This window comes from Oceanobacillus aidingensis, from assembly GCF_042654105.1.
Lineage (GTDB): Bacteria > Bacillota > Bacilli > Bacillales > Amphibacillaceae > Oceanobacillus > Oceanobacillus oncorhynchi.
This window is the reverse complement of record NZ_JBHSFT010000050.1, coordinates 371410-382705: the sequence shown is the minus strand read 5'-3', so window position 1 is coordinate 382705 and position 11296 is coordinate 371410. Positions and strand designations below refer to the sequence as shown.

Annotated in this window: 11 protein-coding genes and 1 riboswitch; of the genes, 3 read left to right on the top strand and 8 right to left on the bottom strand. The window is 38.2% G+C overall.

Annotated elements, in window-relative coordinates; genetic code table 11:
- Nucleotides 1-106: 106 nt before the first annotated feature.
- Nucleotides 107-1900 carry a M3 family oligoendopeptidase gene (locus ACFO3P_RS22845; RefSeq protein WP_193064824.1) on the bottom strand — a complete coding sequence of 598 codons (1794 nt, stop codon included), beginning with the start codon at nucleotides 1898-1900 and terminating at the stop codon, nucleotides 107-109.
- Between the two features lie 140 nt (nucleotides 1901-2040).
- The gene (locus ACFO3P_RS22840) at nucleotides 2041-2259 is read right to left on the bottom strand and encodes a phage holin (protein WP_042534526.1); all 219 of its coding nucleotides are present in this window, start codon (nucleotides 2257-2259) and stop codon (nucleotides 2041-2043) included.
- A gap of 216 nt (nucleotides 2260-2475) precedes the next feature.
- Between ACFO3P_RS22840 and ACFO3P_RS22835 the strand changes: the two genes are divergently transcribed.
- Complete coding sequence (locus ACFO3P_RS22835; RefSeq protein ID WP_042534528.1) at nucleotides 2476-3009, top strand: YceI family protein; 534 nt, start codon at nucleotides 2476-2478, stop codon at nucleotides 3007-3009.
- Nucleotides 3010-3068: 59 nt separating this feature from the next.
- Here the strand turns inward: ACFO3P_RS22835 and ACFO3P_RS22830 are convergent, their stop codons facing one another.
- The 3 genes from ACFO3P_RS22830 to ACFO3P_RS22820 all read right to left on the bottom strand — a co-directional run bounded on the left by ACFO3P_RS22830 (nucleotide 3069) and on the right by ACFO3P_RS22820 (nucleotide 6676).
- Nucleotides 3069-3944: a VanW family protein gene (locus ACFO3P_RS22830; protein WP_289584824.1), complete on the bottom strand. Its 876-nt coding sequence runs from the start codon at nucleotides 3942-3944 to the stop codon at nucleotides 3069-3071.
- 309 nt (nucleotides 3945-4253) lie between these two features.
- Nucleotides 4254-5462 (bottom strand): NAD(P)/FAD-dependent oxidoreductase, encoded by a 1209-nt coding sequence (locus tag ACFO3P_RS22825; RefSeq protein WP_042534532.1) that lies wholly within the window; start codon nucleotides 5460-5462, stop codon nucleotides 4254-4256.
- Nucleotides 5463-5773: 311 nt separating this feature from the next.
- The gene (locus ACFO3P_RS22820; protein ID WP_289584825.1) at nucleotides 5774-6676 is read right to left on the bottom strand and encodes a hypothetical protein; all 903 of its coding nucleotides are present in this window, start codon (nucleotides 6674-6676) and stop codon (nucleotides 5774-5776) included.
- Between the two features lie 309 nt (nucleotides 6677-6985).
- A riboswitch (SAM riboswitch) is annotated at nucleotides 6986-7090 on the top strand.
- A 149-nt stretch (nucleotides 7091-7239) separates the two neighbouring features.
- Here ACFO3P_RS22820 and ACFO3P_RS22815 point away from each other — a divergent pair.
- Nucleotides 7240-8346: a methionine biosynthesis PLP-dependent protein gene (locus ACFO3P_RS22815; RefSeq protein ID WP_042534535.1), complete on the top strand. Its 1107-nt coding sequence runs from the start codon at nucleotides 7240-7242 to the stop codon at nucleotides 8344-8346.
- A gap of 170 nt (nucleotides 8347-8516) precedes the next feature.
- Here ACFO3P_RS22815 and spx read toward each other — a convergent pair whose 3' ends face one another.
- Nucleotides 8517-8924, bottom strand: coding sequence for a transcriptional regulator Spx (gene spx, locus ACFO3P_RS22810; protein WP_042534537.1), 408 nt, complete (start codon nucleotides 8922-8924; stop codon nucleotides 8517-8519).
- Between the two features lie 322 nt (nucleotides 8925-9246).
- Nucleotides 9247-10611: a D-alanyl-D-alanine carboxypeptidase/D-alanyl-D-alanine endopeptidase gene (dacB, locus tag ACFO3P_RS22805; RefSeq protein WP_289584826.1), complete on the bottom strand. Its 1365-nt coding sequence runs from the start codon at nucleotides 10609-10611 to the stop codon at nucleotides 9247-9249.
- Between the two features lie 136 nt (nucleotides 10612-10747).
- On the opposite strand from dacB, the gene ACFO3P_RS22800 reads away from it, so the two are divergent.
- On the top strand, nucleotides 10748-10843 hold the full coding sequence (locus tag ACFO3P_RS22800; protein ID WP_084612984.1) for a YjcZ family sporulation protein: 96 nt from the start codon (nucleotides 10748-10750) through the stop codon (nucleotides 10841-10843).
- A gap of 192 nt (nucleotides 10844-11035) precedes the next feature.
- Here ACFO3P_RS22800 and tatA read toward each other — a convergent pair whose 3' ends face one another.
- On the bottom strand, nucleotides 11036-11251 hold the full coding sequence (tatA, locus tag ACFO3P_RS22795) for a twin-arginine translocase TatA/TatE family subunit (RefSeq protein WP_042534539.1): 216 nt from the start codon (nucleotides 11249-11251) through the stop codon (nucleotides 11036-11038).
- Between the last annotated feature and the right edge of the window lie 45 nt (nucleotides 11252-11296).

Genomic DNA, 11296 nt, shown 5'->3' with positions numbered 1-11296 from the left:
CGTAAATGTATTATGCCCTGCAAAGCATACATTTTATGATAGAGTACCTTCTCTTTTTTGGCTAGGGGATTTTTTATCACTTTCGAGTATTATTTTACACATACTGTTATTTTTCAACTTTCTTCGCTAATTCCAAAAATTCCTGCACATCCTGTTTACATATTTCGATGGCATTTTCCCAAAACTCAGGCTTGGACAAATCTACTTGCAAATGCTTTTCAGCAAGCTCTTCTACGGTCATTCTGCCGGTATCCCTTAATAAAGCAGTATATTTTGCTTCAAAATCTCCTTTATAATCCTTTGCATAAGCATAAATTCCCTGGCTGAATAAATAACCAAATGTATACGGGAAGTTATAAAATGGCACACCAGTAATATGAAAATGCAGCTTGGAAGCCCAGAAATGCGGATCATATTCGGACAGACTTCCGCAGTAAGCTTCCTTCTGTGCTTCCACCATAAGTTCATTTAACCGTTCCGTACTGACCATACCTTGCTTCCGTTCTTCATAGAATTGTTTCTCGAATAAAAAGCGTGCATGGATGTTCATGAAGAAAGCCACACTGCGCGATACTTTATCCTCTAACAACGTTAATTTTTCTTCATCTGTCGCCGCCATTTTCACCGATGCATCCGCTACAATCATTTCTGCAAAGGTCGAAGCAGTTTCCGCAACATTCATTGCATAGCCTTGATTCAAACCGTTCATATCGTTCATCACATACTGGTGATAGCCATGTCCCAACTCATGAGCCAGGGTAGCTATATTAGAAGGTGTTCCAGAGTACGTCATAAAAATACGAGTTTGTTCACTGAGCGGAAAGCTTGTACAGAAGCCCCCCGGACGTTTTCCTGCACGATCTTCCGCTTCAATCCAGCGTTTTTCAAACGCCATTTGTGCGAAATCCGCCATTTGGGGACTGAAGCCGCGGAATTGCTCTACAATAAAAGCAGCTCCTTCATCATAACTTTTCTTTTCCATTTTTGATTGAATCGGAGCATTCACATCGAAAATGCTTAATTTATCCAAATTTAACAGAGAAGCCTTTTGATGTAAGTAGTCTGCAAATAGGGATTTATGCTTTTCAATTGCTCCCCACATTGTATTTAATGTTTCTTCCTTCATTCGATTTTTTGCTAACGGCTCTTTTAAGACTTTGTCCCATCCATAATGTTTATAGGTCTGCAGGCGAAATCCAGCCAGGTGATTTAATGTCTGCCCAAATAAGTCCTCATTCGCTTTCCAGGCATCACTTATTCGCCGGTAAACATATTCTCTCTGCTCACGGTCAGGTGTCGACAGCTTATTAGCAGCCTGCCCAACAGAGTATTGTTGAACTTTTCCGTCCTCTTCTATATCAATTTTCATATTGCCGACTATTGTTTCATACATTTGGTTCCATGCATGGTACCCATCTATTGCTAAATCCCCGATTAAAATTTCTTCATTTTTAGATAATTGTTCACGTGCCCGCTCTCTTCTTTCTGTTAAAATAAATTGAAGCGGCTTTATCGCTTCCCTTTCCAGCAAGAGGTCCCAATTCGCTTCAGTCACTGCTCCCAGCTTCTGGTCGACTATTTTTGTTAACGCACTGTGCGCAGCCGCTATCTGCGCTCTTTTGGCAACATAGATATCTGCCTGTTTATCCGTTACATCCTGTGCACTTAAACAGCTGATAAACGCTCCCATCTCACGTAATTTTTTTGTAATAAGCTCGATTTGTTTTAAAACATGCTCCCAATCTTCTCCAAATCCGTTTGCTTCAAGATTATTTACGCTTTCGGTGACAGTCTCAATTTCTTCACTTAGCTCATTTACAAATTGACGAAGCGCTTCAGAATCGCTTTGCCCTGGAAAAATAACATCTAGATCCCATGTTGGTTGTAATTTTTGAGTCATCAGCTTCTCTCCCTTTTTTTATTCTATTATCTAATATTTAGTATAACGAAATTGTTAAAACAAAGCATTAAAAAAAAGCCTGTAAAGAAAATTTATTCTATTACAGGCATTTATTTCCCATCTATTTTTAAACAGCTATCTTATTTCTTTTTAGAAGACTTCTTTTTTTGTTTCTCCTTAGCCGCTTTTTTCCGCCTTATCCAAGCATTTAAAACCGCCGCAATGGTGAATATAGCAGATAATAGTTGTTCTATCAGGGTACTATCGATAAGCATCGGTGACTTATCTAATAGCACAAAAATTTGATTTGTTGCTGCGATAATCACGGCTATTATACTAATCATAGTACCTTTGTCCACTTTCTCCCCCTCCTTATACAACCCTATATATTATTATTGCAAAAACAAGGTTTTAGGAACGGCAGAAACCTTTAGAAGTTTCATTATCTATTTACTTGGGTATCATACATATATGCATTTAAAATATTTTTAATTAAAGATACTTGACTTTCTTTATTTATTATTTTACACTTGGTAACAGAAAGTAAGTAACTAATTATTTAGGAGGAATCGTAAATGGCAAAAGTAAACTGGAATTTAGACACAGCGCATAGTGAAGTAGGATTTTCTGTAAAGCATATGATGATTTCAAAAGCAAAAGGAACCTTCGATAATTTTGATGCAAAAATCGTTGCAGATGCAGAAGATTTAACCGATGCAGAAATTGAATTAAACATTGATGTGGAAAGCATCAACACTCGTAACAAAGACCGTGACGACCACCTTCGTTCTGCTGATTTCTTTGACGCAGAAAATTACCCTAAAATCACTTTCGTTGCAACAGATATCAAAAAATCTGGGAATAACTACGAAGTAACTGGTGATTTAACATTAAAAGGAACAACTAAACCGGTCACTTTGGATGTTGTTTTTGAAGGTCAAAGTAAAGATCCAATGAGCGGAAGCATTGTTGCAGGCTTCAGCGGTTCAACAAGCATCAACCGTAAAGAATTCGGTTTAACATGGAATGCTTCTCTCGAAACTGGCGGAGTTCTGGTAGGAGAAGAAGTAAAAATCAACTTTGAATTAGAATTACAAAAGGCTGAATAATATCACTAGCCTTTCCATCATAAAACAGCAAGCCCCTGATTTTACGCTGAGCAGTAAAATCAGGGGTTTTTTGCCTGAAAAAGAGAAGCATCGCGACTCGTATAAACAGCGACCGTCATCACTCCTTCTTCAGCCCTTGCTTGAATCAGCACCGGACGGTTATATTTATTACGGAACGCAAAATCCGGCCCCCACCAGCTCACTGTAGCATCTCTGCCCTTCGGAACATAAGGGACCTCTCTGCTGTGTGCATAGCGTTCGGTTATTTCAATGCCTTGCAGATCCACCGCATTAAATAATGTTGAGGATACCTGGCAAATCCCTCCGCCAATATCTTCACTAAACTCCCCTTTTACGATTACCGGAGCCGGCAGGTAACCTCTTTCTCTTGTCCGCTCTCCCACGATTTCATTAAAGGAAAAATGCTCACCGGGAAAGATCACTGTATTATTGATTGCATCTGCAGCCAATTCAATATTGCGTGTTCTTTCAGTATTCCCTTTTTTAAACCTTGTCGTAAAACGATTTAACTCTTTCTCCTTTAATTCTTTTAAAAGGTCTTCATTCACGCGTGCCGGAATCATTTGTTTTGGTACTTGTAGCCGGTTTTTCCCTGCCCCGCCATAATAAGCTTCGTTAATCAGAGTATGAAATTGGTTTACGTCCAGGGTAAATCCTTGTTTTTCTTTGATAATTTCTCCATTTTTATCTATATAAGCATTTTCCGGTTTTTTATAGACCTGCTCCTGCATATATTTTGTTAACCCTTGAATCTCATTCCAATCCAATAACGCTTCATCCATTTCAAATATATACGGCTTTAAATCGATAAGCCAAGAATCATCCTGTTCATCATAAAGTTCCATAACAGCAGCATTCGTTGTATGAGGAAATATAAGAAATAAAAATAGCAATAAAAGTAAAATCGTTCGCATCATGACACACCCCTTAAGACTTAGTATGTTTGGGATGCTTTATTTCTATACAGTGAATAAGCTAGGATTTACTGTTACGCGGTGGAGAGTATTCCTTGTTAAAAAGCAAAAAAATTGCCGGGAGATTATCCCGGCAATTTTTAAAAGCTTATCTAAAGTCCCTGTTGTCTTCTAAATATTCACTTGCAACACGGTAGCCTACCAGGGCTGTCAGAGCAAGTAGAACGTAACATAATAAATTCTTCATATCGCTTACCTCCTGTGGAGTAATTTATCAAATACAACTTCAATTCGAATGTTATTTGGTTATTAGAATGGACGGAATTTACCTTTTTTAAGTAATGTTTTAGCACCGCCGACTAAGAATAGAGAACGGTCATCAACAACTTTTTTCATTGCTGCCGCTGCTTTACCGCTTAGTTTTTTACCATCAAGCACGTTTCCGATACCATCAGATAAGCCAAGAGATGCAACTGTTCCTTTGTTAGAGAAAACAAAGTCAGTAATCACTTCATCACGAATCAATGCAACAATGTTATCTGCTGCTTTCGCGCCTTCTTGTACAGCCAGCTGACCAGTTGGAGGGAATGGTTTTCCAGTTTCCGGATCCATTGTCCATGAGCAGTCTCCAAGGATAAAGATATTTTCTTCTCCTTCTGGACGTAAATCTAATCCAACATTTACTTTTCCTTTGAATAATTCAAATCCGGATTCAGCCAATACCGGGTTACCCATTACGCCGCCTGTCCATACAACTGTACCAGCTTTGATTAATTCGTTATCTTCGCCGACAACAAATCCGTCTTCTGTACATTCTTTGATGGCAGTACCAATACGGAATTCTACGCCACGATTTTCTAAGGACTGTTTTCCGTAAGAAACTAAATCTTCATCAAACATAGGTAAAATAGATGGCATTGCCTCTACGTTAATAATTTTTGCTTTGCTGCGATCGATATCGTATTTTTTACATAGCTCAGGTACTTTGTCTGCAAGCTCACCAACAAATTCAATCCCTGTGAATCCGCCGCCGCCGACAACGATGGTAAGCTGCTCGTCACGTTTTTCTTCGCTTGAAGAATACTGAGCAAACTGATATTCAATGTGCTCTGCAATTAATCGGCTGGAATCAATATCTGTGATTGCATAAGCATTCTCTTCCATACCCGGAATGCCAAATGAGTTGGATACAAATCCAAGTGCAAATACAAGATAGTCATAAGCCACTTCGCTGTTTTCAAGAACAACGCGTTTTTCCTCACGCTTCACTTCCGTAACGGTATCGTAAATTAAACGTACACGCTTAGGGTTAACTACATCTGTTAGCATAAAACGTGCCTGATTCGGGGTAATCGTACCCGCTGCTACTTCATGTAACCATGTACTTTCATAATGGTAATTATGTTTGTTGATTAACACAATCTCAGCTTCTTCAGGAGACAGCTGTTGAGTTAAACGTCTTGTTGCAACTAATCCAGCATAGCCTGCACCAAGAACGACTACTTTTGGTTTACTCATAATTCATCTTCCATCCTTTCTATCTTCCACAAATAAAATGTAATGTAATTTCGAACTATCACGTTTAATAGTCACTGCATCTATTATAATATCAAATTTTGCGGGATTAGGCTAATTTTCATTATAATTTCTTTAGAAAACTTAGCGAAACTTGTTTTATCAAAGAACCCGCATGATATATATGCTTATTAATAGGTGCGAAAGTTGAGATTTTAATATTAAAAAACTGCAAATTCGCCAGGCTACAGCAAATTCGCAGTTTTATTTTACCTTATTAATTTAATTATGAAACAGCTGCTTTCTTTCGTAATTTAATCAGCATAGATGGATGCAGTATCGACCTCAGAACCTTTGTGCTCTTCAGAACCTTTATCTGTTTCTGAGTCTGAGTTTTCTCCCTCTTCTTCAGTCTCATGCTCTCCATTATTTTCTTCTTCTTCGGGATTTCCTTCCTCTGATTCCGGCTCTTCACTCTCTACATCTTCAGAATCGGGTTCCTTGTTGTTTGCATTATCATCGTTGCCATTTTCTTCCTCTTCCGGCTGTTTCGGCGGTTGATCCGATTTATCTTTTGAATCTTCTTTCTCTGAATTCTCTTCATTCCTGTCATTTGTGCCGGGCGCCTCAGTTTCAGCTCCAGAATTATTGGAATCAGAAAAGCGGCTATTTTTTTCAGATTGATTCTGATGTACAGAAGCTGTGGAACGTTGCGTATTATTCGATTCTGATTCTCGGCTTTCTGTATTCTCATTATTTTCACCAGCTGCGTTTTCCTTATTTGAAGCGTTACTGCTTTGTTCACTGTCAGCTGGCTCATCATTTGTTATTTGATTAGATGATGCTTCCTCAGAAGCTATATAATCTTCTTCCTGCACCTCTGTTTCTGGATTTGTGTATATTTCTTCCTCTGTTTCGGTACCTTGAGTCACAGTACGCTCTTCCTGCACTTCTATTTCATTGTCTTCCTGCTGAAGTATGTTGCGATAATCTAAATTAGCTGTTTGATAAATTTGTTCATTGTCTCCTAATAACCGATTATTCCAGGAGGTTGTAAAAATCTCTACGCTTTCTCCAGTTTGTCCAGTTCCGTCTTCTGTACTCACTTCCATTGAATATTCTACAGAGCGGTTATCCTTATAAATCCCCATGCCAATGATGATAATACAACCTGCTAACATAGAAATGTTTACCCATAATAGCTTTTTTTTGCGCATATATCTTCTTCCTTTTTAAATAGTTTCATTCGGATATTTATTATTTCACCCTTTTTATTATCAGACATATCCAACTCATTCAGAGTAATTGTCCATTTTATAACCATTCAACAATACGTTCACTACACTACCATTGTAATCGTCATCGGAGTCCTTTTCAAATACTTTTCGTTTTTTTCAAGCTTCTTCTTTCTATACACAGCCTCTAAGCCAGTGTTGCCGGCTTTTTCATTTTAAAAAAAATCAAGACTTGATTTTTTTTCCTCGCTCTTGTAAAGTTAACGTAATTATAATTTAATAAAATTCCAATTCTTATCCAGAGAGACGGAGGGACTGGCCCGACGATGTCTCAGCAACCAGCTGCTTCTAGCAAGGTGCTAATTCCAGAAGGGAACTCCCCTTTAAAGATAAGATATGTATCATCACGATATCATACCCTTCTTATCTAATCTCTGGAATAAGAAGGGTTTTTTATTGATTTCACATGGGAAAATCATAAGAAAACAGCATATTCGCGAAAGATAAGCGAATTCATGTTTCTGGATTGAGGAGGCTGAAGAAAAATGAGAAAAATAGAAACAGCATTAGTACAGTTAGGTAATAAAACGGACGAACGGACAGGGGCTATAAATCCGCCTATTTACATGTCAACAGCTTATCAGCACCAGGGAATTGGCCATTCCACAGGTTATGATTATACGCGTACCAAGAATCCGACCAGATCTGTTTTAGAGGAAGGTTTCGCAAAGCTGGAAGAAGGAGATGCTGCTTTCGCCTGCAGCTCAGGAATGGCAGCTATTCAATTAGTTCTCTCCTCCCTGTTTCGTATGGGCGATCACCTTATCGCGACAAAAGATATCTACGGAGGAACTTACCGTATTTTTAATCATTTTGAAAAAGCTTATAATATTTCCGTGACCTATGATGTCTGTCAAAATATCACGGAAACAGAACGATGTATTAACGAAAATACAAAGGCTATCTTTTTAGAAACACCGACGAACCCGTTACTTCAGGAGGTGGATATTGAAAAGTATGCGGAGCTGGCTAAAAAGCATAACCTGCTGCTTATTGTTGATAATACTTTTTTAACACCTTATCTCCAGCAGCCAATTACGCTTGGTGCGGATATTGTAGTGCATAGTGCGACAAAATATATCGGCGGCCATAATGATGTTTTAGCCGGTCTGGTCGTAACCAAAAGTCCTGACCTTTCCGAAAAATTATTTGAAATGCATAATGCGTCAGGAGCAACATTATCTGCTTCAGACAGCTGGCTGCTTGTCCGCGGGTTAAAAACACTTGCATTGCGTATGCAGCGTCACGAGGAAAACGCACAAAAAATTGCTGCTTACCTGCGAGACCACTCGTCAATTGGACAGGTTTATTATCCAAATAAAGGCGGCATGCTTTCATTTTGTTTAGAAGATGCCGACCAGGTGCGTTCTTTCTTAGCTAACCTCAACTTAATTGTATTTGCCGAAAGTCTGGGCGGTGTAGAAAGCTTTATTACCTATCCTACAACACAAACACATGCCGATATGCCGGAGGAAGAAAGAGATAACAGAGGAATCGGTGATGACCTTCTTCGTTTCTCTGTAGGAATTGAAGATGCGGAGGATTTAATAGCAGATATTGAGCAGGCGCTGCAGGTTGTCAGTAAAATTTAAAACAATACCCCAAAAAAGAGGCAGCTCATTTTAAAGCTGCCTCTTTTTTAGAGTAAAGATGAAATTATATTCTTCCTTACATATTATTTAATTTGCTCAACATTCAACATATGGAAGCATACAGCCATTTCATCGTATGCTTCCATAATTTAAGGTTCATTTAAGGTTCGTTACCCTTTTATTAAACCTAAATCCACTTTCCATTGTAACCATTGCAGCTGTCTCGTTTTACGAGGTAAGAATTGACGAATATCTTCCTCATGGTACCCAACTTGGAATCTTTTTTCATCCACCAAAATTGGACTTTTCAGCAGTCTTGGGTATTTGTGAATTAATTTCAATAAAGTTTGCAGAGACAAATCCTCTACATTCAAATTCAATTCTTTAAAAATTTTAGAACGGGTTGAAAGTATCTCATCCGTGCCTTCCACAGTCATTTGTAAAATATTCTTTAGTTCGTCAATTGTCAATGGTTGATGTAAAATATTTCGTTCCTTATAAGCAATTCCATTTTTGCGAAACCATTGTCTCGCTTTTCTTGTAGATGAGCAAGATACTCCGTAAATATGCACTGTCATATTCATTCTCCTTATTATTTGACATATTCATTACAAGATTCAAAGTGATTATGATGAAATGAAAGTAAAACATTTCTGCTTCTTCATTCCATTTTTTCTATCTTAGTTTCACTTTAGCATGGAAATGTGGTAAAACTATGGTAAGGTCATAAAAAAAACATGAAATGAAGCTTAATTCATTGAAATAAAGCTTGCTGCTATTATTCCTTCGCTCTATAAATATGCTTCCCCGGCTTCACGATTCCACAATACGCCCTTAAACTTCTGTTTAATAACAGCTTAAATCAAATAATGAACCCCCCCAAAAAACAAATGACAAAGGTCAACACCATTCTTCTATCTCCGCCATTATCGCAACCAGTTCATCTTCTAATTCTTTTCCTGTATCCGTATCTAATAAATGATTAAATAAGATGGAAAAGATAAGCCGTTCTCCCTTTCCATTGGTTACATAACCGGAAAGAGTGCTGACACCTTCAATGGTTCCTGTTTTTGCCTGAACATCCAGTCCCTTCATACGTTCACGTAAAGTGCCTCCAATCATTTTATCGGCTTCTCCAGCTGCCGGCAGACTGGCTAAAAATTCAGGGAACCACTTTTCCTGCTGGATTTCGTACAGTAAACGCGTCAGTTCTTCGGCTGGAATAAAGTTAGCTGCTGAAATTCCGGAACCATCCTTTAACTGGATTGTATCCAGATTGATTGAATAGGTAGCCAGAGCTTCTTTCACTGCTGCCAGACCCGATTCCCATGAACCGTCATCATATGTTTTACGCCCTAATTCTTTTGTGAGCATCTCACCAATCCCATTATTGCTAAGCTTCATAAAGGGAATAATAATGCCAGTTAATGGCGGTGACTGTTTATGGTAAATACACGCTGCATCTCCCTGAAGCTTTCCTTTTTTTATCCGGCCTTCTAACGCAATACCTTCCTTTTTTAATATTTGCCGGATTGTGTCTGCGATATAATTTTCAATATGTTTAATAGCCATATATACTTCCTGCTTTCCTTCTTTCCTGCCGATTTTTCCTGATATAAAAAAGTGATTTGCTGAATTATTCCGCCTTACAATCAATGCTTCTTCATCTGCTTCTTCTGTCGTTACAGCATCGTTGGTCACCGTAATTCCTTCCGTATGCGGCAGGATTTCTATCTTTGGGGTTGTATGCAATTTTTCCGGGGTAATGATTAATTTAATAGCATTCGTATCATAATCTGTATCTGGAGCAAGTGTTAAAGCAGATACTTCTGAACCATACCCGTATTGCTGATCAGCCCAAATTAAATCATCAGACCAGCGGATATCATCGTACCAGCTGTCATCAAGAATAAAGTCTCCGGATATATTTTTGATCCCACGCTCTTTTAAAGAAGCCACAAACTGTTTATAATCCTTTTCTTGTAAAGTCGGGTCTCCCTTTCCAACCAAATAAACATTACCATGACAGGTTTCCTCCACTACTTTCCCCCCCAAATGAAGCTCGGTTTGAAATGTATATTCAGGACCTAATTTCCTTAATGCCGCTACTGCTGTAAGTATTTTCAAGTTGGAAGCAGGCTGCAGCCGTGTTGATGCATAATAATTAAACAAGCTTGCACCGCTTGTCCCGGAGCGCACACTTATTCCTGAAACACTTCCTTTGTTGTGACATTTGTTTAATAAAAAGTTATTTAGTTTTTGCATCGATTCCACCTCGGATGATGTATTACGTTCTTAATTTTCTAATTCGATATCTATAGGTTAAAATCCTTTTTTCTAGTCAAATACCCTCTCAAACATAAAATCATTTCATATAGTAAACATACAGGGGGTGTAAAAAATGAGTAATTACAATGAATTTGGCGGAGGTTTTGCTCTACTGGTAGTCCTGTTCATCTTATTGATTATTGTAGGTACTTCTTATTGGGGATTCTAGTGATGCCATGATAAACAAATCTTTTCCTCCTCTTCCCTATAATTAATTAGCTTTACGTACGGCTGGCTAAGAAAATAGATCGTGATTATGAACGCTTGTAAAGATAATGCATCAACCTCTTTACAAGCATTTTTTATATGTAATATAAAAACAAGGCGCATGATGGAAAACTACATCGGCGCCTTGTTCCTCTTATTTTGACGGGTCCTTTTCAGGCTCATCATTATCTTCTTTTATTTCTTTCTTTTTGTCTTCCTCAGACATTATATTATTTGCTGAATTTTTGAATTCCCGTAAGGTCTGTCCGGCTGCTTTCCCGATTTCCGGAAGCTTTTTGGGACCGAAAATAATTAAGGCAATGATAACTATCAATATCAAACCCGGAATACCTATGTTTGCTGGACTCATGGAACAACACCTCCATTCTGATTTCATTATAAATCATTTCGATCT

Coding starts and splice junctions, on each gene's coding strand:
- ACFO3P_RS22845 (WP_193064824.1), bottom strand. CDS start 1,900: ATGACTCAAAAATTACAACCAACATGGGATCTAGATGTTATTTTTCCA.
- ACFO3P_RS22835 (WP_042534528.1), top strand. CDS start 2,476: ATGGCAAAAGTAAACTGGAATTTAGACACAGCGCATAGTGAAGTAGGA.
- ACFO3P_RS22830 (WP_289584824.1), bottom strand. CDS start 3,944: ATGCGAACGATTTTACTTTTATTGCTATTTTTATTTCTTATATTTCCT.
- ACFO3P_RS22825 (WP_042534532.1), bottom strand. CDS start 5,462: ATGAGTAAACCAAAAGTAGTCGTTCTTGGTGCAGGCTATGCTGGATTA.
- ACFO3P_RS22820 (WP_289584825.1), bottom strand. CDS start 6,676: ATGCGCAAAAAAAAGCTATTATGGGTAAACATTTCTATGTTAGCAGGT.
- ACFO3P_RS22815 (WP_042534535.1), top strand. CDS start 7,240: ATGAGAAAAATAGAAACAGCATTAGTACAGTTAGGTAATAAAACGGAC.
- spx (WP_042534537.1), bottom strand. CDS start 8,924: ATGACAGTGCATATTTACGGAGTATCTTGCTCATCTACAAGAAAAGCG.
- dacB (WP_289584826.1), bottom strand. CDS start 10,611: ATGCAAAAACTAAATAACTTTTTATTAAACAAATGTCACAACAAAGGA.
- ACFO3P_RS22800 (WP_084612984.1), top strand. CDS start 10,748: ATGAGTAATTACAATGAATTTGGCGGAGGTTTTGCTCTACTGGTAGTC.
- tatA (WP_042534539.1), bottom strand. CDS start 11,251: ATGAGTCCAGCAAACATAGGTATTCCGGGTTTGATATTGATAGTTATC.